The organism is Actinomadura vinacea, from assembly GCF_039532545.1.
Classification (GTDB): Bacteria; Actinomycetota; Actinomycetes; order Streptosporangiales; family Streptosporangiaceae; genus Spirillospora; species Spirillospora vinacea.
In genome coordinates this window covers 46,624-70,987 of sequence record NZ_BAAARW010000037.1, presented here as the reverse complement: position 1 = coordinate 70,987, position 24,364 = coordinate 46,624, and the positions used below count along the sequence as shown (strand labels likewise).

Sequence of the window (24,364 nt, the reverse complement as noted above, 5' to 3'; positions counted from 1 at the left end):
ATCAAGATCTTACGCTGGCCCCGTGACGACCACCTCGAAGCGGCTGACCCGGTTCGCCCATGGCGGCGGCTGCGCCTGCAAGATCCCCCCGGGTGAACTGGAGTCCCTGGTCGCCGGGATGGGGGTCGTGCCCAAGGGGGACCCGCACGCCGACCTTCTCGTCGGACTCGACGCCGGCGATGACGCCGCGGTGGTCCGCACCGAGGGGAACACGGCGCTGATCGCCACCGCCGATTTCTTCACCCCGGTGGTCGACGACCCTCATGACTGGGGGCGGATCGCCGCCGCCAACGCGCTGTCGGACGTCTACGCCATGGGCGGCACCCCCGTCGTGGCGCTCAACCTGCTGTGCTGGCCCCGGGAGACGATTCCCTACGAGATCGCGGCCGAGGTGCTCCGCGGCGGGGCCGCCATCGCCGCCGAGGCCGGCTGCCACCTGGCCGGCGGGCACAGCGTCGACGACATCGAGCCGAAGTACGGCATGGCGGTGACCGGCGTCGCCGACCCGGCGCGGCTGCTGCGCAACGACGCCGGCCGGGCCGGGCTGCCGCTGTCGCTCACCAAGCCGCTCGGGCTCGGCGTGCTCAACAACCGGCACAAGGCGACCGGCGAGGTGTTCCCGCACGCCGTCGCGGCCATGACGCGGCTGAACGCCGACGCGGGCAAGGCCGCGGTGGCCGCCGGCCACCGGTGCGCGACCGACGTCACCGGATTCGGGCTGCTCGGTCACCTGTACAAGCTCGCCCGGGCCTCCGGGGTCACCGCGGTGATCGATGCGGCGGCGGTGCCGTTCCTGGACGGGACGCGCGAATCGCTGCGGGACGGGTACGTGCCGGGCGGGTCGCGGCGCAACCTGGACTGGGTGCGGCCGCACACCGACTTCGGCACCGTCGACGGGGACACCGCGCTGCTGCTGGCGGACGCGCAGACCTCGGGCGGCCTGCTGGTCGCCGGCGAGATCCCCGGCGCCCCCGTCATCGGCGAACTCGTCCCGCCCCGCGATCGGACGCTGGTGCTCCGCGGCTGAGTTAGTTGTACCGGTTGTACCCGAAGGTGTCCCGGCAGTCCTTCCAGGTTCCGTTCGGCAGCAGCTTGCACACCCTGAACCGCATGTACGCGCCATAGTCGGGACCTCCGCCGCCGGCGGGTTTGATCTGCGTGGTGTTGCTGCTTCCGCAGCCTCTCATGCTGACGAGATTGGTGCGGACCCACTCTCCCGAGACCTGCTCGTAGAGCGCGAGCCCCAGGGACGCGGTGCGGTTTACGCTTTTCTCCATTTCGGCGCGAGCGTCATCGATTCGCGGCACCGGAACAGGGAATCGGTTGAGTACGTCCCAGGCGTGCGTTGAGTAGGGCTCACCCCGGCTGGGTCTCGGAGAGATCGAGTTCGCCCAGCTCGGCGCGGGATCGGACGCCGAGCTTGGGGTAGGCCCGGTAGAGGTGGTTGCTGACGGTCCGGGGACTCAGGAAGAGCTGGGCACCGATCTCGCCGTTGCTCGCGCCCGTCGCCGCCAGCCGGACGACCCGCCGCTCCTGCGGGGTGAGCCGCCCGAGGATGCCCACATCGGTTTCTGCAGGGCGGTGCCGGGACTCAGCGCCTTCAACTCGGCCCGGGCCCGAGCGGCCCAGGGTTCGGCGCCTAGCCGTCCGAAGGCCTCCGCCGCGGCGCTCAGCCGGTGCGCGCCGCGGACCTGCGGCGGGCGCGGCGGAGCCACTCGCCGAAGGCGAGCAGGGTGCGGGCCTGCTCGTAGGGTTGGTCGATCCCCTCGTGCAGTCGCATGGCGGTCTCGTAACATCGCGCGGCCTGCTTGCCGCGCCCCGTCAGCGCCTGGCAGCGAAGAGCCACCGCGGCCACCAGGGGATCGCCGCTCCTGCCCGCCCATGCCTCGAGAAGGGCGAGCGGCCGGCTCGCCTGGTCCGGGCGGCCGCACCGGACCGCCGCCTCGATGTGGTCCGGAGCGAGCCGGGCCGCCCCGTGGAACGGCCCGCCGGACCACAGGCCCTCGAACCGGGCGAGGGCCTCCTCGCCCTCCACGGCGGCGAGCCAGGCGAGAAGGCCCTTCAGCCGGCTCGCGTGATGGAACTGCCCGCTCTTCGACGCCAGACGCAGGCCCTCGGTGGCGATGCCGGAGGCCTGACCGTGGCGGCCGCGGTACATGTGCGCCTGGGCGAGCACGTGGAGCGCATACGGCAACAAGCGCGTCGCACCTGCCTCCCGGCACTGCGCCATCAGTGTCTCGGCCGGCGGGTACTCGCCAAGACCCGCGACCGCCAGGTCGAGCAGCACCGGCAGGATTCTCTCGGCCGCCGCCGCGGGGCAAACCGACTCTCGCCGCCTCGGCGAGCTTCCGCACGGCGTCCGGATCATCGGCTTCGGCACCGCCGAGAGAGGCCGCCACGCCGGACAGCGCCCGGCAGAACGAGGCCAGCGGGGAACGCGTGGCCTGCGAGAGAGGGCCGAGCCTGCACCGCGCCGCCCGGACAAGCCCGGCGTCCCCCGCCCGGAGTCCGCATCGGAGCGCCTCCGCCAGCATCAGCATTTCCTCTGCCGGCTCATGTCCGTGGACGAATTCCGCCCCGTCGACCAGGGTGCGGCCGGCCGACCGCGGCACCCCCTGCTCCAATTCCACGGTGGCCTGGACGCGGGCGGCGGCGGCCCGCGTCAACGGATCGTCCGTGAGCGCGACCGCCTGCGCGGCGAGTTCGAGGGCGCCGCGCAGCAATCCCGTCCGCCCTGCCGCCGCGGCTGCCGCGGCCAGCATGCGAGCTCGGCCCTCCCGGTCCTCTGTGAGCCGTGCGGCACGTTCATAGGCGGCGTAAGCGTGCTGGTCGCCGCCGCCTTCGGCCGCGCGTTCCAGTGCGGCCGCCGCTTCCTCATCCGGCCCGGCGGTGGTCGCGGCCAGTTGCCAGGCGCGCAGGTTCGCGTCGTCACCGGCGGCCTCCGCGAGGTCTGATCGACGGCACGGGCCGCGTGACCGATCGCCGGTTCGTCTACGGCGACACCGACGTCCCCGCCCTGCTCGCACAGATCGCCTCAGCAGCCGAGCCCTCCGGGAGCAGTCGTGCGCTTTGACCAGATCCCCGCTGGCGACACCGCTCCGGCCGACGCCGCCCGGAGCCGGGTCCGCGAGCTCATCCCCGACCCGCCGGCCTCCCGGCGGGCCATGGTCAAGGGCCTGGGCGCAGCGGCGATCGCGGCCACGCTGGTGCCCTTCGACTGGGCTCTGGCACGCCGCGAGGCGGCGGCCGACGACAAGTCCGAGCACACCGACCCGCGCTGCGGCGGCTTCGGCGGTTATACGCCTGGCGGACGTGCTGGCGCCGGACGTGCTGACCCGCTCGTGCCGGGACCCCCGCCTGGCCGCCGAGTTCCCGGTCCTGGCCGGCCGGCCCGGGGAACGGCCTTGCCGGCGCCCGCTGCTGATCATGGTGTACGCCGGCGGCGGCGCCGAGGTGGCGAGCGGGCTGCCCATGATGTGGCGTGGCGCGCGGATGGTCGCGCCGCGCCGCCGGCTCGCCGCGATCCGGCTGGCGCTGCGGATCATGTGGCGGCGGATCCGGCGGCGCGGGCCGCGGAGGCCATGACCGGTGCCATCGCCCAGGCTGCGCCCAGCGCATGCCCGGGTGATCCTCGCGCGGCTCACCCGGGCGTAGCGGCGGCCCCGTCTCAGCGGTCGGACAGGCTGCGGGGCCGAAGGCCGCTCCGGTGCAGCCCGACGTACTCCAGGCAGCGCTCGCGCTCCTCCGGCCCGTAGACGGTGGTCCATCCGGCGGGCACGTCGGCGAACTCCGGGCACAGCGAACGCTGGTTCTCGCCGTCCACCAGGACGAGGAAGCGGCCGTCGGTGTCGTCGAAGGGGTCGGTCACCGGGTCAGGCCTCCTGGGCGACGCGGGCGGTGCGCCCGGCGATGGAACCGGCGATGTCCCCGGTGCGGACCGCGATCATCGACAGCAGCGACGAGGCGATCCCGTGCGTGTGCTCGGTCGCGCCCTGCAGGTACACCGCCCAGCCGCACTCGGGGCCGGTCGCGAGCCGGTAGTCGCGCTCGACCGCGAGCCCGCCGCCGGGCGCGGTCCGGCAGTGCTCGGCGGCCTCGCCGAGCAGGTCGAGGGGATTGCGCTCGCGGTAGCCGGTGGCGCAGATCAGCGCGTCGGCCTCCAGCGCGGTGACCTCCCCGGACGGCAGGAAGCACACCTTGAGGCCGACGCCGTCGGCGCCGGCCCGCACGTCCTCGATCCGGGACACGTTCATGATCCGCAGCCGTTCGGTCCCGGCGACCTTCTCGGCGTACGCGCGGCGGTACAGCTCGTCGATGAGGTCGAGGTCGACGACCGAGTAGTTGGTGTTGCGGGAGTAGTCGAACAGCATCCGCTTCACGTCGTCGGACGCCTGGTAGTAGTGGTCGACGGCCTGCGGGTCGAAGATGCGGTTGGCGAAGGCGCTGTCGTCGGCGGGCGAGTAGCCGTACCGGGTGAACACCGCGCAGATCTCGGTGCGCGGATAGCGGCCGTGCAGGTGCTCGACGGCCTCGGCGGCGCTCTGCCCGGCGCCGAGCACCACCAGCCGGCGCGGCTCGTCCTCCAGGCGGTCCAGGTCCGCCAGGCGGGTGAGCAGGTCCTCGGTATGCCAGATCCGCTCGCCCTGCCGCACCCCGTCGGGCAGCACGGGGTCGAGGCCGGCGCCGATCACCAGGTTGCGGGTCAGGCAGGTGCGCAGCTCGTCGTCGTGCCGCACCACGACCTGCAGGGTCTGGGCGTCGTGCGGGCGGACCGCGACGACCTCCGTCCCGTACCGCACCATCCCGGCGAAGGAGGCGGCCACCCACTCCAGGTAGTCGTGGAACTCCAGCCGCGTCGGGAACATCGTCTTGTGGTTGATGAAGTCGGCCAGGCGGTCCTTGGAATGCAGGTAGGCGACGAACGAGTACCGGCTGGTCGGGTTGCGCAGGGTGACCAGGTCCTTGAGGAAGTTGACCTGCATGGTGGCACCCTCGATGAGCATGCCGCGGTGCCATCCGAATGCCGGCTGCTTCTCGAAGAAGACCGCGTCCACGCCGGAGCCGTACTCCTCCTCCAACGCCACGGCCAGGGCCAGGTTCGACGGTCCGAAACCGATGCCCACAACGTCATGGACGGGTGTCGCCATGTGCGCCTCTCAGTGACTAGTCGTACGGGGCGTGCTGAAGGCCCCGCCGCGGCCGCCGCGCCGCCGTCCGCGCCCGCACGTTCAACTCGTTCGCCGTCGGCCACCGCAGTCAGTTAGGTTAGCCTTGCCTACAAAAAACGCACAAGGTTAGCCTTACCTAAGTTTGATCGCATGACCCGGTCGCAGAGGCGTCGACACGGACGAGGGCGAGGCCGAACGGGTGGCCGAGGCCGTCGAGAAGATCGGAGCCGGACTCTGACCGGAAGGTGTTCCTATCCCGGCGGCCACCCATTCATTTCCCCGCCGATGCGCCCGCGACCTGCGCGCGGGGCCGCCGCCGGCCGGGCCGCGCGGCGCCGCCCTCGCACCCCGGGTCAGGCGGCGGCTCCGGATCCCGCGCCGGATCCGGAGCCGGGCCCCGCTCCCGATCCCGCGCCGGATCGGGAGCGCGTCTGAATTTAGGCAAGCCTAACCTGATTCACGCGGTCTTCGCCGTCAACGCGCGCCGCCGGTCCGCCGGGACGATCAGCGGCGTGCCGCACTCCGGATCATCGATGACCCGGCACGGCAACCCGAACACCCGCTCCACCAGATCCGCCGTCACGACCTCCTCCGGACGGCCCTGGTCGATGATCTCGCCGCCCCGCATCGCGACCAGATGCGTCGCGTACCGGCTCGCGTGGTTGAGGTCGTGCAGCACCGCCACCAGCGTGCGGCCCTCCTCGTGCAACCGCGAGCACAGGTCCAGCACCTCGATCTGGTGCGCGATGTCCAGGAACGTCGTCGGCTCGTCCAGCAGCATGATGGGCGCCTCCTGCGCCAGCACCAGCGCCAGCCACACCCGCTGCCGCTGCCCGCCCGACAGCTCGTCCACCACCCGGTCGGCCAGGTCCGCGACGCCGACCGCGTCCATCGCCTCGGCCACCGCCCGCTCGTCGGCGCGCGACCACTGGCGCAGCAGCCCCTGGTGGGGGTACCGGCCGCGCGCCACCAGGTCGGCGGCCGTGATCCCGTCCGGGGTGATCGGCGACTGCGGCAGCAGCCCCAGCCGGCGCGCCACCTCCTTGCCGGGCAGCGAGGTGATCGGCGCGCCGTCCAGGTAGACCGTGCCCTCCTTGGGCCTCAGCAGCCGGGCCAGCGAGCGCAGCAGGGTGGACTTTCCGCACGCGTTCGGCCCCACGATGACCGTGAACGACCCGTCGGGGATCTCCACTCCCAGTCCCTCGGCCACCACGCGCTGCTCGTACGCCAGTGTCAGGGCCTCCGCCCGCAGCCTGTTCAAGGCATTCCTCTCCGTCCCCTGGTCGGCGGCACGTCAGCACGAACTTAGGCTAGCCTAAGCTAATTCGCTGCGCGATCCCCGGCGGCGCCGCGATCAGCCTGCGGCCAAGGCTCCGTCTTCTTGTCCGGGTGCGGGCTTCTCCTGCCGCGGCTCGGCCTCCGAGAGGGCCAGCCGCTCGTGGACGGGGCGCAGCGCCCGCGACAGCCACCAGTTCCGCCGTCCCAGCAGCGTCATGGTGGCGGGGACGATCAGCATCCGCACGAGCGTCGCGTCCAGCGACACCGCCAGTACCAGGCCCAGCCCGATCGACTTGATGGGCGTGAAGCCCCCGGCCACGAACCCGGCGAACAGGACGCCGATGACCAGCGCCGCGGCCGTCACGATCCCGCCGGTGCGCTGGAGGCCCTCGGCGACCGAGCCGTGCGCGCCCGCCCCGGCCAGCCAGCGCTCGCGGATCCGCGACAGCAGGAACACCTCGTAGTCCACCGACAGCCCGAACGCGATGGCGCCGACCAGCACCGGGACGGTCAGGTGCACGTAGCCGAGCCCGTCGGCGCCGATCAGACCGGCGAGGTGGCCGTCCTGGAAGATCCAGACCACGATGCCCAGCGCGGCGCCGATGCTGGGCACGTCTTCAGCGTCTGCACCTACACGCCGCACCGCGGCGAGGAACTCGATGACTCGAGGTGTTCTTCCTCATCGACGACGACCAGCTCGCAAGCAGCATCGACCCGCACGCCATCAACGCGGCGATCACGGGGAGCAATCCCGGCCTGCCCGCGGTGCGCATCGCCCACCACGACCTGCGGACCCCGCGGGCTAATCTGCGGCTCGCCCAGCTCATCGGGCTCTCCGACGCCGAGCAGGTCACCGACCCCGGCCAGACCTCGTCCTACCCGGCCGACCTCCGCCCGGTCTGCGACACGGATCCGGGCTTTGATCAGGCGCGGCATCCGTACCTCGCCGGGTACAACTCGCTCAACTATGACACGACGATGTTCGCGCTCTACCTCTCGGAGGTCTTCGCCGACGTCGTCGACCATCGGATCCGCGTCGATCTCGCCCGCGTCCAGCTCGCGCAGGCCCGGGACACCGGAGGATCGCGCCGACGCCGAGCAACTCGTCACCACGGTGCCGAGGCCGACATGGCCCTGTTCGCCCGCGAGCAGGGCGCTTACGTCGACCACCTCGACATGCTCGTCGCCGCACGGGACCTCTTCCCGCACGCCAAGGACTTCGTCGCAGAGGCCAAGCGCCAGCACAACCTGCTCGCGCCGCCCGACGGCACCGCCGTCGACAAGCGGCTGGTGCTGCTCGGCTCCGATCCCGAGAAGGTGAAGTACCGCAAGCCCAAGAAGGACGATCCCGAGCAGGCCACCCAGCTCGCCCGCGCCCAGGAGCAAGTGCCTGACCCGGCGGACCTGATGGCGACGCAGCGTCCGAAGGACCAGGAGCTCGACGTCGTTCTCGACGACGGCCGAATCCTCCACGGCAAGGTCGTCCTCGCCAGAACGACGCTGACCTCGGCCGCCTACCGCGACGAGCCGGCGAACAAGAACCCGGTGCTCTTCCCGGCGCAGGATCCCGAAGGCAGGCGCGGCGAAGTCGACCTGTCGACCAAGCTCCACCCGAAATACGCCCGCACCTCGGTGGGCCACGTGATCCACCAGGACTTCACGAGCTACTACCCGAACCTGCTGCGCAACATGCGGGCCTTCTGGAACCCCGACCTCGGCGAGGATCGCTACACGCGGATCTTTTTCGACAAGGAGCGCTACGGCAAAGAACTGAAACGGCCGGGCACCTCCGAGGACGAGAAAGCACGGCTCACCACGCTGCGCGCCGGGACGAAGCTCATCCTCAACGCCGCCTCCGGCGCGGGCGATGCCTCGCACGTGATCATTCCGTTCCACGGCTGCTCGGCGGCGGGTCGGCCCTTCGCCGAGCGTGCGCGCCTGTGGTAGGGAAGCCGACATCAGCCCCCGCTTCGCGGCGATCCTGCCCGATATCGGGCAGGATCCTTGGCATTCCGCGCCATGTGTGGGAAGTATTGGGCTTCATGTCCGGTCATGACGAGCTTGTCGCGCACCTGTGCCGCACCAGCCTGCTCGGCCCGGGCGAGGCCGCTCGCGTGGTCGCCGACGTGCTGGCGTACTTCGGCGAGCCGGTCGAGGGCTTCGTCCGCCGCAGGCACGGCGAGCTCAGGGCGGGCGGGCTCACCAACGACCAGATCTTCGAGCGGATCGCCGCCGAGCTGCCGGCGCGGCGGGTGGCGCCACCCGAACTCTCGGTGCGCCAGTTGCGTCGCATTGTGTACGGATGAACAGGATGTTCTCCCCAAAACACCCACGGAGAGACTGTGTGCGGAATCGTCGCCTACGTCGGCCCCCAGTACGCTGTGCCGATCCTGGTCGAGGGCCTGGCGCGGCTGGAGTACCGCGGATACGACTCGGCGGGCCTGGCGGTCGTGAGCCGGTCCGGCGACCTGCGGGTCCGTAAGGCCAAGGGCCGGGTCGGCGAGCTGGCCGCGGACCTGCCCGCCCGGTTCAAGGGCCGGACGGGCATCGGCCACACCCGGTGGGCCACGCACGGCGAGCCCAGCGATGTCAACGCGCATCCGCACGTCACCGGGACGGTGGCGGTCGTGCACAACGGGATCATCGAGAACGCCGACGAGCTGCGCGCCAAGCTGGAGGCCGACGGGGTCGTCCTGGCGTCCGAGACCGACAGCGAGGTCCTGCCGCACCTGATCGCCCGCTCGCAGGCCACCGAGCTGGAGGACGCCGTACGGGAGGCGTTGTCGCAGGTCGTGGGCACGTACGGCATCGCGGTCACCGACACTCGCCACCCCGACGTGCTCGTCGTCGCCCGCAACGGCAGCCCGGTCGTGCTCGGCATCGGCGAGAAGGAGATGTTCGTCGCCTCGGACGTCGCGGCTCTCGTCCGCTACACCCGCCAGGTGGTGCACCTGGACGACGGCGAGCTGGCCACCGTGCGGCCCGACGGCTTCCGCACGTCCACGCTGGACGCCCGGGCCACCAGCAAGAAGCCGTCCCTGATCGAGACGGACGACGCGACCTACGACGCCGAGGGCTACACGCACTTCATGCGCAAGGAGATCCACGAGCAGCCCGGCGCCGTCGAGCGGGCGCTGGGCGGGCGGCTGGACGAGCGCTTCCACACCGCGCACCTCGGCGGGCTCAACCTGGACGCGCGCGAGGCCCGCGGCATCCGCCGGGTCAAGATCCTCGGCTGCGGGTCGGCGTACTACGCCGGGCAGGTCGGCGCTCAGCTGATCGAGGAGCTGGCCCGCATCCCGGCGGACGCCGAGCCCGCCTCGGAGTTCCGCTACCGCAACCCGGTCGTCGAGCCGGACACGCTGTACATCGCGGTCAGCCAGTCCGGCGAGACCTACGACACGCTCGTCGCCGTCCAGGAGCTGCGGCGCAAGGGCGGACGGGTGCTCGGCGTGGTCAACGCGGTCGGCAGCGCGATCGCCCGCGAGTGCGACGGCGGCGTCTACCTGCACGCCGGCCCCGAGATCGCCGTGGCGTCGACCAAGGCGTACACCTCGCAGGCCGTGGTCTTCGCCCTGCTCGCCCTGCACCTCGGCCGCATCCGCGACCTGTCACCGAGCGACGGCCGCCGGATCTGCGAGGGGCTGCGCAGGCTGCCCGGGCAGATCGAGGAGATCCTCAAGCAGGAGGACCGGATCGCCGCGCTCGCGGCCGACCTGGCCACGTACCGCAGCATGCTGTTCATCGGTCGGGTCCGCGGCTGGCCGATCGCCCGGGAGAGCGCGCAGAAGCTCAAGGAGGTCTCGTACGTCCACGCGGAGGCCTACCCGTCGAGCGAGCTCAAGCACGGCCCGCTGGCCCTGGTCAACCCCGAGCTGCCGACCGTGGCGATCGTCCCGGACGACGACCTTCTCGACAAGAACCAGTCGACGCTCGGCGAGATCCGCGCCCGGCGCGGCCGCGTCCTGACGGTCGGGCATCGGGAACTGGGCGACGACTCGCTCGTGGTGCCGAAGAGCGAACCTGAGCTCGACCCGATCCTGCTGACGATCCCGTTGCAGCTCCTCGCCTACCACGCGGCCGTCGCGCTGGGCAACGACGTGGACAAGCCACGCAACCTGGCCAAGAGCGTCACGGTCGAATGACGCTCCTGACCTTCGTCGGGGTCGCGGCGTTGCTCACCGTGATGCCCGGCCCCGACTCGCTGCTCGTGCTGCGGACGGCGGTTGCCCACGGCCGCCGCGCCGCGCTGACCGCCGCCTTCGGCATCCAGGCGGGCTGCCTGTGGTGGGGCGCCGCGGCAGGCCTCGGCCTGTCCGCGGTGCTCGCCACGTCCCACACCCTCTACACCGCGCTACGCGTGGTTGGCGCGGCCTACCTGCTGTACCTGGGCGTTCGCCTCCTGCTCACGAGAAGCGACCCGGCCGACGAGCCGGACCCGCCGGGCCGCCGCTGGTTCCTCCGCGGCCTGCTGACGAACGCGCTGAACCCGAAGGTGGGCGTGTTCTACCTGTCGTTGCTGCCGCAGTTCGTCCCGGAGGACGCGCCCGTGGTGGCATGGAGCCTGCTGCTGGCCGGCATCCACGTGGCCTTGGGCGTTCTGTGGTGTGCGACGATCACCGTCCTGGCGGACCGCCTCGGCCATTGGCTCCGTCGCCCCGCCCTGCGACGCGGCCTCGACCGCGTCGCAGGAACCGCCTTCGTGGGCTTCGCCGTCCGCCTGGCCCTGCGGCCGTGAAACTGGGCAAATCATTTCGCCCGGGACATGATGTCGTCAACGCGCTGCCCGCGGCCCGCGCCGTACAGGGCCTGGGCAGGGACTGGATCGCGGTCGGTCATTCCCAGGGCGGGCAGGCCGCCGTGGCGGTGGGCGAGCTCATAGCCCGACGGGAGAAGGAGGGCAGGACGGATCCCGGCTATCGGGGTCTGGTGGCCCCCGCGCCCGTCAGCGACCTCGCCGATATGTTCGCCCAGAACGCGGCGAGGCCGGAGGGGGCGGGGATCGCGGTGCTGACCGTTACGGGGGGCGGTTGCTGACCGGCCGGGCCTGCGTCCGTCGCAAGTCCTCACCCGGGCCGCGACGGCGCGGCTGGGGACGCTGCGGAACGGTTGCCTGAACGTGGTCATCGCGACCTACGGCGCCCTGACCGGGAGCAAGCTCCTGCGTGCCGGCGCCGCACAGAAGATGGAGCGGTTCCTGACGGAGAACGAGCCCGGTGCCGGCCCGGTGGCGGGTCCGGCGCTCGTCCAGCAGGGCGACGCCGACAGGATCGTCGATCCGTCGGCCACGGCGGAACTCGTCGGCCGGCTCTGCCGCAAGGGCGTCCGTGTCGAATATGAGTCCTACCAGGGACGTGACCACAACGGTGTGCTCATGCCGTCCCTGCCTGAGACGCTCTCCTGGATAGCCGGCCGCTTCGCCGGTGACACCGCGCCGAGCGATTGCGCCTCCTGACCGGCTCGGCATGGGTGAACCTGGTCAGGCGGAGCCGACGAGTTGCGCGTTCCGCCGGAACCGTCCCGGGGAGATGCCGTACTCGCGGCGGAACGCGTTCGCGAACGCGAACTCGGTGGAGTAGCCGATCTGCCGGGCGATCGCGGCCAGCGGCGATCGTCGGCCATGCCGCGTCGCCGGAGTGCTCCTGCCATTGGCGCAGGGCGTGGACGAGCATGAGGTCGAGGATCGCGGGCTGGGACGCGTGGGCGCCCGGCCTGGACTGGGCGACCTCGTCGCCGAGCAGGGCCGCCAGGGACCGCAGTTGCGGGTGGTGCTCGTAGTCGGGGGATTTGACCAGGACGTCCGGCAGTTCCCGCAGGAACCGGTGGATCTGACCGTGGTCGAGGCGGTAGCAGCCGGACAGGAACTCGAAGTCGGAGGAGCCGGGACGCCGCGACTCCGCACCCATGGTCGCGGCGGGCAGCATGGCGAGCGCGCAGGGCGTGTGGCTGAGCCCGTGGTCGGCGCCGAACGGGCCGAGCACGAGATCGCCCGGCTTGAGCGCGGTGGGTTCGCCGCCCCTCGTGATGACCCAGCCCGTGCCGTCCAGCACAAAGTGGAATCCGACACTGTCGAAGGAGGTGCAGCGCGCCCCAGGGACCGGTCTCGGTGATCCGGCAGGCGTGCGCATTGCCGGCACGGACGGCGCCGATCACCTCGCTGATCATGTCCACACCCGAATGGCAGGTCGCTCGGTCCGCCCCTGAACGGACTCGAATGAAATCGAGCGGCAGGTGAACCGGATGCCGGGGGCTCCGTATGCCGGATTGTGACCGACCTTCGCGCTACTCCGATCGCGGCTCTGGCGGCCGTCGTCGGCGGGGTGATCCTGACCGCGATACCGCTGTTGGCGAGCGGGACTGGCGCGCTCTATGGGAAGTCGCATCCGACCGTTGATCCACCGTGTCCCTCACCATGCGATCAGAGGAACGCATTCGCTTCGTGCGCGCCCGATCCGGGGCCGCTCGTTCTGACCATTCGCGGTGCGCGGCTCGTTCGGCAGTGATGACTCCGCAGGAGAACCTTTTCATGGCTACAGGGGAGCTGTGGCAGACGATCCAATACTTCATGGATCGGGTCGGCATTTTCGCGTTCGCGCTGTCGGGGGCGTTGCTCGCCGTCGGCAAGGACTTCAACATATTCGGCGCCATCCTCCTGGCGGAGGCGGCGGGCCTGGGCGGCGGCGTGTTCAGGGACCTGGTGATCGGCGTGACTCCGGTGGCCTTCACCGATATCGGCTACGGCCTTGCCCCGCTGGTCGCCGCGTTGATCGTCTTCTTCACCGCGCAGGCGCATCGCGGTGAGGCCCTCTTCCGCGCGTACGATCTGCTCGACGCGGCCGCTCTCGCGCTCTTCAGCGTCACCGGAACGATGAAGGCGCTCAGCTACGGTCTCAACCTGTTCGCCGCGACGACTCGGCGTGGGAAGCGCCGTGGGCGGCGGGATCCTGGCCAGTGTCGTCGCGAACGAACTGCCCGCCGCACTGCGCTGGAACCGCGACCTCTATGTCCTGCCGGCTCTGGTCGGTGCCGGGACGGTCGCCCTGCTGTCCGCCATGGGCGTTCTGGACGTGGTCACCGCGAGTGTCGCCGTCATCGTGGCCCTCGTCATCCGGCTGCTGGCGTTGCGCTACCGGTGGCACACCTTGCGCGCCTATGTCTGGCGAAACCCGTTCGCGGGGATGCGCCAGGTACCGGCGCCACAGGAACCGATACCCGTCCCCGGGGCCTGGCCGGTGTACGACGAGCAACCGACGCTTCAGTTCGGTTCTCCCGTGCCTTCAGCAGGGTCACGGTTCCCCGAGCCAGGACGGACGCATACGCAGCCGGCGGTTCAGCCGGGGAACTCCGTCCCGCCCGCGGCACCCGACGGGCGGCTGGTCGCCCCGCTTGACGCTGCCGGCGTATCGCCCGCACCGGTGGGGTTCCCCGACCTGAGGGAGGCGCGCCCGAACACTGCTGTGCCTCCGCGCCCGGTCCCCGATGGGGCGCCGGAGTTCCGTGACCCGGGGAGCGGCCGTACCGACAGGGCGTCTTGAAATCAGAGGCGTCACGTGGTCGATGACCGAACTCGGCGGCGGCACCTGGACCCGGGCCGAGGATCCGTTCGACTGGGCCGCGGAGAGTGCCGGCCGGCCGGGCCCCGGGGTGGAGCTGGACCTGCGTTCCGATGGTGAGATCACCGCCGAGCGGCCTGCCCGCCTCTTCGTCCGAGGCGGCGTTCTGGCCTTGGCCACGCTGGGGCGCGACAGCGGCGAGCTCGTCGTCCTGCCGAGCAGGATGACGGCTGGTACGACACGGGCGACCTGGCCGTTCCGGACGGCCGGGGCGGCATCCGGGTGGTCGGCCGGGCATCCGAGCGGATCGGCAACGGCCGGCTCCCGGTGATCGACGTCGAGGCCGAGCTGCGCACCCACCCGGCGGTCGACGACGTGGCCCTGGTCGGCTATCCGGGCGGCGAGTTCGGCGAGCAGGTCTGCGCCGTCGTGGTGGCCCGCTCGACGCCCGTCACCCTCGCCGAACTGCGCAAACACCTGGACGACCTGGGGATGACCCAGTGGTACCAGCCGACCCGCCTGTCACTGATCCCGAGACTGCCCCGCAACGGCAACGGAAAGGTGCGCAGGGAACTGCTCAAACGCTGGCTGGTCGGAGAAGCGGAACTCGACTGATCGTCAGGGGCCACGCGTCCGAACAACATCGACTTGAGGAAGGAACAATGCCGTTCACTGTGGACACGGTGCCGGATCTGCCCGCCGGATTCACCGACACGTTCACGAGCCGCACCGTTAATTGGGCGGGCTCGCCGTGCACGCCGTCGTCGGCGGTGACGGCCCGCCGCTGCTGCTACTGCCCGGCTGGCCGCAGTTCTGGTACTGCTGGCGGTTTGTGATGCCCGCGCTCGCGGAGGAATTCACCGTCGTCGCGGCCGACCTCAGGGGTCTCGGCGCCAGTGACAAGCCGGCAGGTCAGGGTCCGGCGGTGAGGAGGGCCAGGACGGCGACTCCGGCGGTCAGCCAGGCCGCGTAGTCGCCGATGTGGCCAGAGTGCAGGGCGTGCAGGCGCCCGGCCGCGGCGTCGGCGGCGCGCCTGACGGGGTGGGGGCGTGTTCCGGAGGTGGGACGCCGCACAGCGTGCACGGCGATGAGGACGGCGAGGACGAGAGAGAGCAATGGGCCCAGCAGCCCGGAGAGGGTCCACGGGTCGGCGGGCGTCGCGTGCGGGTGCGCGACCTGACCGTCCAGGACCAGCGCCGCGTACCCGGCCTGGTCGGTGAACACCGCGGACGCCTGTGCGATCGGCCCGCCGGGAAGCAGGCCCAGCACCAGGGCCGCGGCGAGCAGGACGGCGCCGGGCGCGCTCATCGTCCAGGGCAGGGAGCGCAGGGGCGTGCGGGTCTCGGGATCCTCGTGGTCGTGCGTGCGGCCGTCACCGGCGGGCGCGTCGCGGAACACGCGGAGCCAGACCCGCAGGACGGCGCTGGCGGTGAGCGCGGACGCGGTGACGGCGACGGGCGTGAACCACCACCAGCCGAGCCGTCCGGCCGCGTGCTCGGTGATCGCGTGCATGGCCCACAGCCCGGAGGGCGGCAGCCCGGCCAGGATGAGGGCACCGAGCAGGAAGGTGGCGTTGGCGACGGGCATGCCGCGCCCGCGTCCGCGCAGGTCGTGCTCGTCGACGGTCTCGTGCCGGTTGAGCAGCGCGCCGGCGGCCAGGAACAGCGCACCCTTCACCCCGGCGTGCCCGGCCAGGGAGTACGCCGTCCCGGCCAGGGCGTCCGGGGTCTTGGCCGCGACGCCGATGAGCAGCAGCCCGACATGGCTGATGGTGGAGTAGGCCAGACGCCGGGCTGTCTACACCCGAAAAAGACCGTCCCGATGCGCATGAACTCGATGCACCCCCTGTGGGACCGCTTCCGCACCTGGATCGCCGAGACCGGCGGCACCGTCGACGACGCGACCCGGCTACCCGACGCCGACTGGGACCGGCTCGTCGAGTGGTTCGCCGCCGCCCGTCACCCCGCCCGCCTGCCCGCACACCCAGACGCCCCGGCGGGCCGTCATCGTCGATCTGTTCGACACGCCACCGCTCGGCGCCGATACCCGCCGTCGAGATCAACCTCGCCCACCTGCTGCGTGACGTGTGCGGCGCACAGCCCGGCGTCGTCCTCACCGCACCGCGCGAAGACGGCCACCGCTTCATTTAGCCCGTTTTGTCCGAATTTGTCCGACCGCACGCGCCGGGGGCGCAACCCCGCCCCCACCACACCCACGTCCGGCCCGGACTACTGAGAAGCCCGCCATGCCTGTCCGTCTTCCGCCCGGCACCCGCGTCCGCTACCACGGCACCCTCACCGACCTGCACGGCGAATACATCTACGACGGCATCTGCGGTTGCGACGAAACCGGCAACCCCGCCGACTTCAGCGACGGCTGCGACGAAGACTGGCCCAGCCGCCACCAGCTCGCCTACGACGAACCCGCCGGGGCCTACGGCCGCCGCGTCATTCTCCACGTCCGCCACCACCACTTCACCCCCGTAGCCAAGACCCCGGCCACCGACCGAGAGGACCCACTCGTGGAGACCGACCCCCGCGCACCGTCCGGCGACGCGATCCTCATCCCCGTCCGCGACTACCCGACCGTAGCCACCAACGCGGGCATCCGGGAGACCGACCGGACCCTGATGGTCATCGGGCGCCTGGTCCGCGTCACGATCGGCCGCGCCGACTACTACCGTCTCGCCGAGGTCTTGGCCGCCGCGCCCGGCCCCGCCTACCCACTCATCACCGACGAGCAGGTAGGCCTCGCCGACCGGCCGCACACCATCACCGTGGAGCGCGTCGACCCCGTCACCGCCCGGGCCGCGATCCCCAACCACAACCCGGACGAGCTGCTCGGCGTCCTGGCGGTCGTGGCGCGCCACCACGGCCGCCTGGCCAAGGTGTGCCTCGTTGAGCCCGACATGTGGGGTGTGGACGCCGAGACCACCGCCCGGTCCTACGCCGACGGCTACGGCGCCCGCTACGTCCCCGCCGGAGTCGCGTGATGCCGACCTGCGAAGAGCTGCAGGCCGCCCCGAAGGCCACCGTCGTCGAGCCCGGCGCCGCTCCTCCGGCACCGCCCGGCCCGCTGTCCTCACTCGTGAGAGCGACCCGGCCGAGCGCGGCTACCGGTCCACGCCGTAGATGACGCGGCCGCGGCGGGCGGTGCCCTCGATCTCGGAGTAGAGCCGCAGGCACCAGATCACCCGGCCGGGGTGGGCCCGGCTGACCATGGGGACGTCGTCCTCGGTCAGGTCGCGGACGTCTCGGAAGCGGCGGGCGGGCTCGCGTACCCGCGCCTGTCCCGGCACCCGTCCGGCCAGCCCGAACACCAGCTCGTGCGAACGCGCGGCCAGTCCGTTCCACCAGGACGCGGGGTCGGCGGCCGGGGGCAGGTGCGCGACCGAGCACAGCGCCTCGTCGACCGCGACGAGCGCTTCGAGCGCCCGCGGCGTCCCGCCGTGCAGTGCCTCCGGGTAGGCGGCGAGCCTGGTGAGCAGTTCCCCGGAGTGGTCGGCCAGCGCCGCGGGCTGGGTCAAGGGACGGGGCTGCGGCGTCAGGCTTTCGAAGTAGAGGGCCTCCGGGTCGAGGGCGGCGATCGTCAGCACCTGCGAGGCGAGCGCGGCCAGGGCCGCGCTCGTCGGGTCCTGGACGGGCAGCGGCGCGAGGGCCCGGGCCACTTCCGGGAGGGGAGGCGCGCCGATCGCCGTCCGCACCCCGCGGATGCCCTGTTCGGGCCAGGGCAGGAGGAGGTCCTCCTCAGAGTCGGACTCGGAGTCGAGCGCCGGCAGCAGCGTCGGCGGCGTGCCGTCCGGCGCCACCGGGACGGCCTGCGCCGCCTGCACCCGCCACGACTCGGCGGTCTTGCGCGGCAGGCGCAGCAGCGCGCAGTTGAAAGCGACCCACTGCAGCGCCGGCTCGTGCTGGCGGCGGACTTCGCCGAGGTGCTCCCGCACGGCACGGTCGGCGTAGAAGCGGTCGAGCAGGACGGTGACGGGGTCCGCCACGGGCTCCGGAACGGGTTCGGGAACGAGTTCGGGCACGGGCTCCACGAGCGCCTGGGGAGGCGGGGGTGCCGCCGGTGCGGGGCCCGCGGGGTCCTCCTCCAGCAGCTCGCGCAGGCGTGCGTGCACGTCCGCGAACGCCTCGGCGCCCGGATCGCCCGGGTGGAGCAGGGCGGTGTGGTCCAGGGCGCGGCTCAGCAGCCGCAGCCCGTCGCGCAGGGTGCCGGCCAGCTCGGAGTCCGCGGTGGCGAGCAGGCGGTGGAACGGAGCCGTCTCCCGGTCCGGGTCCGGCGCGGTCACTGCTCACCGCTGAACGGGTCGCGCGCCTCGTCGAGCTGCAGGTCGGGCTCGGCGAGCTCGGTGCTGAACACCGCACCCGGGTCCTGCTCCACGTGCTGCAGGCCGTCCGCGCGGACGAACGGCGGCCCGCCGGGGTGCAGCCGCAGCTGCCCGTCCTCGTCCAACGACACCCAGCAGGCGACGTACGGCGCCTCGGGCGGCGGCTTGCCCACCCCCACCCGCACCACGTCGCTGCTGTTGGTGAAGCGCAGGTGGAAGGTCCATGTGCCGTTGCGCGGGGGCCGCCGCAGCGGCAGCTGCGACAGCAGCCCGGAGCGGGCCTGGCCGTCCCGGCCCCGGAACCGGTCGGGCAGCGCCGCCGGGTAGATCCGGCCGTCGGGGCCGACCGCCAGGTCGGCGAACACCACCGACCCGCCGGCGGGGTCCTCCGGCGGGGTGTCGACGACCAGTTGGAACCGCGCCCCCGGCTCCTCGCCGCGCACCGCGCCGCCCATGTTGGCCAGCACGTCGAGGACGTTCCCGAAGCTCTCGCCCTCCACGACGTAGTGCGGCTGGTCGCCGCGCCACAGGTGCAGGGTCGGGGCGAGCTCGTGGCTCATGTCCAGCATCGTGCGGATCTCGTCGGGCCACACCGAGGAGCCGAGCCCTTCGGTGTCCGGGCGGCTCTCGTAGCTGAACGAGCCCCACCGCAGCGACGCCGAGCCCTCCACCTTGCGCATGATCTGGAAGCTGCGGACCAGCGGGCCGGTCGCGGCGGTGCGGACCCGGGTGCCGTGGTCGGCGTCGACGATGTCGAGGGAGTCCCCGGCCGACAGCACCACCAGCTCCTGGCCGTCCTGCCCGGCCAGCGCGAACGAGCTGGGGAGCCCGCGGAACAGGTTCTCCACCTCGACGTCGATGACCGAGTCGTCCTCGCGCAGCCGGGCGGCGGCGTTGGCGGGCTGGTCGTGGCCGAACTGCCGCAGGCTCTCGGCCCAGCAGGCGCCGATCGAGGCGGCGTTCTTGGGCAGCGTCCGCTCCACCTTGATGTCGTGCGCCGACCAGGCGAAGGTCTCGTGCCCGCCGGGACGGGCCCCGAACCGGGTCGCGAACTCCTCCTCCACCAGCGGCAGCGCGCTGGCGTTGCCGGTGAGGATCAGCTCGTCCAGCCGCTCGTCGCGGTCCCGCAGCCGCTCCTCGACCAGCGCGTTGGCCAGCTCGACGACCCGCCGCACCGACGGCCGGGCCAGGTCCTCGAACTGGGCGCTCTGCAGCACCAGCTCGGGCACGCCCTGCTCGGGGATCCGCGCCCGCGAGTCGGTGAGGGCGCGCAGGATCCGGCCGAGCACCGCCGTGGAGACGGTGTAGGACCCCGATCCGCCGGCCGCGCCCAGCTCCCGCTTGGCCTTCTCGGCCTCGTCCCACAGCAGCTCGAAGGCGCGCCGGCGGCGCGGGTGCCGCTTCCAGTGCGTCGGGACGATGTCCTCGACCAGCTCGGTGATCTCGCCGGGCAGCGGCAGCTCGTCGCCGACGTGCATGGGCAGGCTGCCGGCCAGGTAGAGGCCGTCGGAGCCGCGCAGGTCGTCGGGCAGCGAGGCGGCCAGCCGCTGCGAGTCGTGCGCCAGCAGCGCGTCGGCCAGGGTCAGTTTGAGCCAGTGGAACACGCGCAGCGTGACGAGGTTGCCGCCGAGGTTGGCGTGCCCGCTGGAGCCGCGCAGCGTCGGGACGATCCGGTAGTAGCGGCCGGTGAAGCGCGGGTCGCTCCCGGGCAGCGGCGGCGTCTCGTCGCTCAGCACGAACGTGATCAGCGCGATGTCGGTGGTGCCGCCGCCGATGTCGACCACCAGCACGTTGCGCTGCCAGTGCCCGGGCCGGCCGGGCAGCGGGCGGCAGCGCGCCCGCAGCGCCTCGATGCCGCTGCCCGAGCGCGCGCCGACGTCCTTCATCAGGAAGAAGAACGCCGCGCCGACCGCCTCGTCGTAGCTGGTGTAGACGGTGGTGATGCCGAGGGCCTTGCGCACGATCGGCCGCAGCTCGCCGCGGACCTTGAGCGAGGCCATCGCGGGATAGGTGACCACGACCCGGTTCACCGGCCGCCGGTCCATCAGCCTGCGGTGCTCGCGGCGGTCGGTGAGGTGCCGGTTGGTGCGGTCGATCAGGTCGGCGTAGGAGGCGCCGATCAGCTCGCGGACGGTCAGCTCGCGGCCGTCGAGCGTGGTCTCGACCTGGTCCAGCCGGTCGAAGCGGGCCTTGACGCCGTAGAAGACGCGCGGGCCCTCGTCGCCGTCGCCCGCGCCCTCGGCCTCGGGGACGTCGACGGTGGCCGGCCCGAGCCGCACCCGCGGCGGGTCGGCGGAGGTCACCTCGGCGCGGCTGGACAGGACGGTGTCGCCCTCGTTGGGGTCCAGGACGATCTGGTGCAGCGACCGGGTGTCCAGGGCGGGCACCGCGAACGCCGCGTCGTAGCAGCGGTGCAGCCGGACGGCCAGCCACGACCGCAGCTGGTCGCCGGTGAACTGCAGGTCGAGGTCGAGCCTGCGCAGCATCTCGTGCAGCAGCTCGTCGCTGGTCGAGCGGCGCGCCCGCAGCGCCGACACCAGTTCCCGCACTGGGTCGGCGAGGTCGCCGTCGCCGGGCAGCAGGGCCTCGGCGGTCTCGGTCAGCAGCTCCTGCCACTCGTCGGCGGCGTCGCCGTAGGGGTCGTGCCGCTCGTCCGGTACGGACTCCAGCAGCGCCACGAGCCGGTCGCGCAGCTCCTCCTGCTGGTTGGCCGACATCGACACCCGCTGGACCAGTTCGCTGTCGAGGAGGGTGACGGTGGAGTTGGTCGTCCCGAGGTCCACCGCGGCGAACCCGTGGTGCCCGTCGGTCACGACCTCGCGGGCCGCGGGCTCGGCGGGCTGGGCGGCCTCGGCGGGCCGCTGCGGCCGGTCGGCCTGCCCCGCCATCGGGAACTCCTGCACGACCGACGGCGGCGGCGCGTACGTGCTGTGCGCGGGCGGCGGCGGGGCCTGCGCCGACTGGACGTGCGGCGGGGGAACCGGCGGCGTCTGCCCGCGCGCGGGCCGGAAGACCACGTCACACGCCACCCGCTGGGACATCTCGATCCCCGGGTCGCCCTTGCCCGCGGCGGGCAGCCCCCGGTAGACCACGTCCAGGACCAGCCGGACCGGGCCCGCGGACTCCACGTCCATCGCCGGGATCGCCGGGCCCGGCACCCTGATCTGCGCGTGCAGCGGCTCGGCCGGGACCCGCGACGCGCGGTAGGCGTTGCGGACGACCTCGCGCAGCACCCGCGTGCCCCGCCCCGCCTCCAGGTCGGCGGCGATCCCGGTGAGCCACACCGGTGGATGCGTCGGCGTGACCAGCAGGTCGGGCAGCACGTACCGGCCGCCCTGCTCGGTCAGTTCCAGCGGGCCGCCCGTCCACGGCCCCGGCGCGCCGGCCGGCGGCGCGATCCGCACGATGAGCGGCATCAGAGCTCCCCCTCTCCCCGGTCGTCGAGCAGGGCGTCGGCGAGCGCGCCGAGCGCGGCGCCGTCGGAGCGCCGCCCCTGGCCGAGCGCCTCGGCCGCGAGCCTGCCGTAGTCGCCCTCCGGCAGCGCCTCCATCCGCCGGACGAGCGCCGCGCGGACGTCGTCGACGAGCGCGCGCCGCCGCTGCTCGGCCTGGAGCATCACCTTGCGGGTCAGCGCGTTGACCAGCTCCCGGCGGACCGCCATCACCTGGATCTGGTGGCGGCGCTTCTCCAGCTCGTCGGCCGGCCACCCGTGCGGCGCCGGGTAGTCCGGATGCCAGGGCAGGCCGTGCTCGCGGCGGAGCGGGAAGTCCTGCACCTGGGCGCTCTCCTCGGGCGGTCTGGTTTGCGGCGGTGGCTCCTCGAGCTCCGCGGCGGCGGCCCGGCGGGCGCGCTCGACGTCCTGCCGGACCCAGCCGAAGGTGAGGAACGGCTCGACCCAGTCCAGCGCCGCCGGATCGCCCTCGCCGTCCGCGCCGTCCACCAGCGCCCTGATCTGGCGCCGCAGCTCGCGGGCGTCGTCGTCGCGCGCCCTGATCCACCGGTCCAGCAGGGTCCGGTCGAGGTCGACGATCTGCGATCCGAGGCGGTCCAGCGCGGCGTCGAAGCTCTTCTCCAGCTCGGCGGTGTCGTTGGGCCGCAGCTCCCGGCGGTCGAGCCGGCGGATCGGCACCACGCCGCGCTCGACGGCCTCCAGCAGGTGCCGCCATTCGGGCCAGCGGAAGACGTCGCCGACGACGCGTTCCTCGACGGCGGCGCGCAGGCCCGCGTCGCCCTCGGCCTGGTCCATCTGCGGCCTGACGTGCTGCAGCATCCCGCGCGCGTTCCGGGCGGTCTGGACGAGCAGGCGGCGCAGCTCGCGCTGCTCGGGGGTGGGCCGGCCGGCGGGGCGGCGGTCGTCGGGGCGGAGCGCGCGGGCCAGGTCGCGCTGCACGTCGGCGCGGTCGGCGATGAGCCGGTTCATCCGGTCCAGCCGCAGCGGCATGCCGTGCTCGCCGACGTGCCGGGCGATGGTGTCGCGGAGCCGCCCGATGCCGCCGTCGGCGGCGGCCGCCTCCAGCAGGGCGCCCAGCGGGCGGCCCGGGTCGCCGGCGTTGAGCCGCTGGGCCAGCCGCCGCCAGCCCTCCGCGCACGCCCGGGTCGTCTGGGCGTCGCCGACCTCGACCGGGGACGACTCGCCCTCCAGGCACAGCCGCGCCCACAGGGCGGAGGTCAGCGTGACCCGGTCGGCGTGGGCGTGGGTGACCGCCTGCTCGGCGATGCCCAGCAGCGTGCGCAGCGCGTCGGAGTGGCCGAGCACCGCCTCGGAGTGCAGCGGGTCGGGCGCCGCCTCGGCACCGTTCAGCCCGCCCGGCAGCCGGTCCAGCCGGTTGGCGACCACCAGGCAGGACGGCGCCAGCTTCGCCGACCGGGTCCGCTGGAAACGGGTGATCAGCTCCAGCGGCGCCTCGTCGTAGGGGGACTCGGCGTCGAGCATGATGACGATGGAGGTGAGCCGGTCGATCTCCTGGTCGGCCAGGTAGGCGTCGCGCTCCTTGGACGCCAGGCTGCCCAGCCCGGGGAAGTCGACCAGGCTCACCGACTCGGCGCCCAGCCGCGCCAGCCGCCACACCGAGGCGGGCACCTCGACGTCCAGATGGATCCGGCGAACGAAGGCGAACCCCTCGGCCAGCGCCTCCTCGGTCAGCCGCGCGCCCGGCCGGATCGGCAGCCCGGGGCCGGGGCGCGGCGGCAGATCGCCCCGCGCGGTCTCCAGCACGTCGGTGTCGAGCCGGATCGCGCTGGCGCTGAGCGTGCCGAAGTCGACCTGCTCCTCGCGGCCGAGCACCTCCCGCCCGGCCAGGCAGGAGGTCCGGAAGGCCAGCAGCTCCAGTATCCGCAGCCGCAGCGCGGTGCTTTCGGTGGGCCAGCCGCGCTCCTCGAACCACCGCACCAGCCCGCCCCAGCCCTCGGGGGTGAAGCGGGCCGGGCCCTCGGGCAGCAGCCCGTCCAGCTCGTGCAGGGCCCGGTCGTCGAGCTTGCCCGAGCCGCGCCCGGTCTCCCGGACCGCGTCGAACAGCGCCGTGAGGCAGCCCGCCAGGTCGGTCTCGTTGAGGAACTCCACGCGCGCGCCGGTGATCCGGGACTCCCCGGCCTCCCCTTCGGCGGGCCGCAGGTGCAGCACGGTGACGTTCCCGGTCGTCGGCGCGTACCCGCTGGGCAGCAGGTCGGGACGGCCCAGCAGCATGTTCAGCAGCAGCGTCTTGCCGGTGCTGTGCACCCCCAGCACGCCGACCGTGACCGGCTCGTCGGCGCAGCGGCGGACCAGCTCGGCCCGGTCGAGGAACGCCTGCCGCGCCTCCGCGGCGCCCTGCGGCAGCTCACCGGCCGCCGCGACCCTGGACACCAGGGCGTCGTTGGCGCGGCGCAGCCGCTCGATCTCGGCGGCGGCCTCGGCGGGATCGCCCGCGACCGCCCGGCTGCTCGTCTCCATGCTGGAACCCCCGCGGACCACTGGCCGATACGACTAGGTACGGCACCGACCGTATCGGCTTACGCATGACATCTGCCTCTATGTGACGCAGAGCGGCAACATCCCG

At 72.8% G+C, this 24,364-nt stretch carries 26 protein-coding genes and 1 pseudogene; 15 read left to right on the top strand and 12 right to left on the bottom strand.

What is annotated here, in order from left to right; translation table 11 throughout:
- Positions 1-22 precede the first annotated feature (22 nt).
- Complete coding sequence (selD, locus tag ABD340_RS39250; protein WP_344596191.1) at positions 23-1,027, top strand: selenide, water dikinase SelD; 1,005 nt, start codon at positions 23-25, stop codon at positions 1,025-1,027.
- A 1-nt stretch (position 1,028) separates the two neighbouring features.
- Here selD and ABD340_RS39245 read toward each other — a convergent pair whose 3' ends face one another.
- The 3 genes from ABD340_RS39245 to ABD340_RS39235 all read right to left on the bottom strand — a co-directional run bounded on the left by ABD340_RS39245 (position 1,029) and on the right by ABD340_RS39235 (position 2,287).
- Positions 1,029-1,277 carry a hypothetical protein gene (locus ABD340_RS39245; RefSeq protein WP_344596189.1) on the bottom strand — a complete coding sequence of 83 codons (249 nt, stop codon included), beginning with the start codon at positions 1,275-1,277 and terminating at the stop codon, positions 1,029-1,031.
- Between the two features lie 79 nt (positions 1,278-1,356).
- Positions 1,357-1,563: a helix-turn-helix domain-containing protein gene (locus tag ABD340_RS39240; RefSeq protein ID WP_344596187.1), complete on the bottom strand. Its 207-nt coding sequence runs from the start codon at positions 1,561-1,563 to the stop codon at positions 1,357-1,359.
- A 106-nt stretch (positions 1,564-1,669) separates the two neighbouring features.
- Positions 1,670-2,287: a hypothetical protein gene (locus ABD340_RS39235; RefSeq protein ID WP_344596185.1), complete on the bottom strand. Its 618-nt coding sequence runs from the start codon at positions 2,285-2,287 to the stop codon at positions 1,670-1,672.
- A gap of 268 nt (positions 2,288-2,555) precedes the next feature.
- Between ABD340_RS39235 and ABD340_RS39230 the strand changes: the two genes are divergently transcribed.
- A complete protein-coding gene (locus ABD340_RS39230) occupies positions 2,556-2,954 on the top strand; it encodes a hypothetical protein (RefSeq protein WP_344596183.1) in 399 nt (132 codons plus the stop codon).
- A 358-nt stretch (positions 2,955-3,312) separates the two neighbouring features.
- The gene (locus ABD340_RS39225; RefSeq protein ID WP_344596182.1) at positions 3,313-3,585 is read left to right on the top strand and encodes a hypothetical protein; all 273 of its coding nucleotides are present in this window, start codon (positions 3,313-3,315) and stop codon (positions 3,583-3,585) included.
- An 82-nt stretch (positions 3,586-3,667) separates the two neighbouring features.
- On the opposite strand, the gene ABD340_RS39220 is transcribed toward ABD340_RS39225, so the two are convergent.
- From ABD340_RS39220 to ABD340_RS39205, 4 genes are all read right to left on the bottom strand, one after another.
- Positions 3,668-3,868 carry an MbtH family protein gene (locus ABD340_RS39220; RefSeq protein ID WP_344596180.1) on the bottom strand — a complete coding sequence of 67 codons (201 nt, stop codon included), beginning with the start codon at positions 3,866-3,868 and terminating at the stop codon, positions 3,668-3,670.
- A gap of 4 nt (positions 3,869-3,872) precedes the next feature.
- The gene (locus ABD340_RS39215) at positions 3,873-5,147 is read right to left on the bottom strand and encodes a lysine N(6)-hydroxylase/L-ornithine N(5)-oxygenase family protein (protein WP_344596178.1); all 1,275 of its coding nucleotides are present in this window, start codon (positions 5,145-5,147) and stop codon (positions 3,873-3,875) included.
- A 478-nt stretch (positions 5,148-5,625) separates the two neighbouring features.
- Positions 5,626-6,429: an ABC transporter ATP-binding protein gene (locus tag ABD340_RS39210; RefSeq protein WP_344596176.1), complete on the bottom strand. Its 804-nt coding sequence runs from the start codon at positions 6,427-6,429 to the stop codon at positions 5,626-5,628.
- A gap of 93 nt (positions 6,430-6,522) precedes the next feature.
- The gene (locus tag ABD340_RS39205; RefSeq protein ID WP_344596175.1) at positions 6,523-7,059 is read right to left on the bottom strand and encodes an MMPL family transporter; all 537 of its coding nucleotides are present in this window, start codon (positions 7,057-7,059) and stop codon (positions 6,523-6,525) included.
- Positions 7,060-7,115: 56 nt separating this feature from the next.
- Between ABD340_RS39205 and ABD340_RS39200 the strand changes: the two genes are divergently transcribed.
- From ABD340_RS39200 to ABD340_RS39175, 6 genes are all read left to right on the top strand, one after another.
- On the top strand, positions 7,116-8,393 hold the full coding sequence (locus ABD340_RS39200) for a hypothetical protein (protein ID WP_344596174.1): 1,278 nt from the start codon (positions 7,116-7,118) through the stop codon (positions 8,391-8,393).
- Positions 8,394-8,488: 95 nt separating this feature from the next.
- A complete protein-coding gene (locus ABD340_RS39195; protein WP_344596172.1) occupies positions 8,489-8,752 on the top strand; it encodes a hypothetical protein in 264 nt (87 codons plus the stop codon).
- Between the two features lie 36 nt (positions 8,753-8,788).
- Entirely contained in the window at positions 8,789-10,591 is a 1,803-nt protein-coding gene (gene glmS / locus ABD340_RS39190) for a glutamine--fructose-6-phosphate transaminase (isomerizing) (RefSeq protein ID WP_344596171.1), read from the top strand.
- Positions 10,588-11,184, top strand: coding sequence for a LysE family translocator (locus ABD340_RS39185; protein ID WP_344596170.1), 597 nt, complete (start codon positions 10,588-10,590; stop codon positions 11,182-11,184). Before glmS ends, ABD340_RS39185 begins: the two co-directional genes overlap by 4 nt.
- Positions 11,181-11,483, top strand: a complete 303-nt coding sequence (locus ABD340_RS39180) for an alpha/beta hydrolase (protein ID WP_344596169.1) — start codon at positions 11,181-11,183, stop codon at positions 11,481-11,483. The genes ABD340_RS39185 and ABD340_RS39180 overlap by 4 nt, the downstream gene beginning before the upstream one ends.
- 82 nt (positions 11,484-11,565) lie before the next feature.
- Entirely contained in the window at positions 11,566-11,901 is a 336-nt protein-coding gene (locus ABD340_RS39175) for an alpha/beta hydrolase family protein (protein ID WP_344596167.1), read from the top strand.
- On the opposite strand, the gene ABD340_RS39170 is transcribed toward ABD340_RS39175, so the two are convergent.
- A complete protein-coding gene (locus ABD340_RS39170) occupies positions 11,819-12,574 on the bottom strand; it encodes a cupin domain-containing protein (RefSeq protein WP_344596166.1) in 756 nt (251 codons plus the stop codon). The genes ABD340_RS39175 and ABD340_RS39170 overlap by 83 nt on opposite strands.
- 284 nt (positions 12,575-12,858) lie before the next feature.
- Here ABD340_RS39170 and ABD340_RS48210 point away from each other — a divergent pair.
- From ABD340_RS48210 to ABD340_RS39145, 5 genes and pseudogenes are all read left to right on the top strand, one after another.
- Positions 12,859-13,170, top strand: a pseudogene (locus ABD340_RS48210) (trimeric intracellular cation channel family protein); the annotation flags it as partial.
- A gap of 193 nt (positions 13,171-13,363) precedes the next feature.
- Complete coding sequence (locus ABD340_RS39160) at positions 13,364-13,981, top strand: TRIC cation channel family protein (protein WP_344596162.1); 618 nt, start codon at positions 13,364-13,366, stop codon at positions 13,979-13,981.
- Between the two features lie 22 nt (positions 13,982-14,003).
- Positions 14,004-14,330 carry a hypothetical protein gene (locus ABD340_RS39155; RefSeq protein WP_344596161.1) on the top strand — a complete coding sequence of 109 codons (327 nt, stop codon included), beginning with the start codon at positions 14,004-14,006 and terminating at the stop codon, positions 14,328-14,330.
- A complete protein-coding gene (locus tag ABD340_RS39150; protein ID WP_344596159.1) occupies positions 14,327-14,614 on the top strand; it encodes an AMP-binding enzyme in 288 nt (95 codons plus the stop codon). The genes ABD340_RS39155 and ABD340_RS39150 overlap by 4 nt, the downstream gene beginning before the upstream one ends.
- Before the next feature lie 220 nt (positions 14,615-14,834).
- The gene (locus ABD340_RS39145) at positions 14,835-14,972 is read left to right on the top strand and encodes a hypothetical protein (protein ID WP_344596329.1); all 138 of its coding nucleotides are present in this window, start codon (positions 14,835-14,837) and stop codon (positions 14,970-14,972) included.
- Here the strand turns inward: ABD340_RS39145 and ABD340_RS39140 are convergent.
- Complete coding sequence (locus tag ABD340_RS39140) at positions 14,912-15,784, bottom strand: proton-conducting transporter transmembrane domain-containing protein (protein ID WP_344596328.1); 873 nt, start codon at positions 15,782-15,784, stop codon at positions 14,912-14,914. The two genes, ABD340_RS39145 and ABD340_RS39140, sit on opposite strands and share 61 nt — an antisense overlap.
- Positions 15,785-16,244: 460 nt before the next feature.
- On the opposite strand from ABD340_RS39140, the gene ABD340_RS39135 reads away from it, so the two are divergent.
- Positions 16,245-16,991: a hypothetical protein gene (locus ABD340_RS39135; RefSeq protein ID WP_344596157.1), complete on the top strand. Its 747-nt coding sequence runs from the start codon at positions 16,245-16,247 to the stop codon at positions 16,989-16,991.
- 120 nt (positions 16,992-17,111) lie between these two features.
- Here the strand turns inward: ABD340_RS39135 and ABD340_RS39130 are convergent, their stop codons facing one another.
- From ABD340_RS39130 to ABD340_RS39120, 3 genes are read right to left on the bottom strand one after another with little or no spacing between them, the layout of a single operon-like run.
- Positions 17,112-18,290, bottom strand: a complete 1,179-nt coding sequence (locus ABD340_RS39130) for a hypothetical protein (protein WP_344596156.1) — start codon at positions 18,288-18,290, stop codon at positions 17,112-17,114.
- Positions 18,287-21,745: an Hsp70 family protein gene (locus ABD340_RS39125; RefSeq protein WP_344596155.1), complete on the bottom strand. Its 3,459-nt coding sequence runs from the start codon at positions 21,743-21,745 to the stop codon at positions 18,287-18,289. Before ABD340_RS39125 ends, ABD340_RS39130 begins: the two co-directional genes overlap by 4 nt.
- Entirely contained in the window at positions 21,745-24,258 is a 2,514-nt protein-coding gene (locus ABD340_RS39120; protein WP_344596153.1) for a hypothetical protein, read from the bottom strand. Before ABD340_RS39120 ends, ABD340_RS39125 begins: the two co-directional genes overlap by 1 nt.
- Positions 24,259-24,364 lie beyond the last annotated feature (106 nt).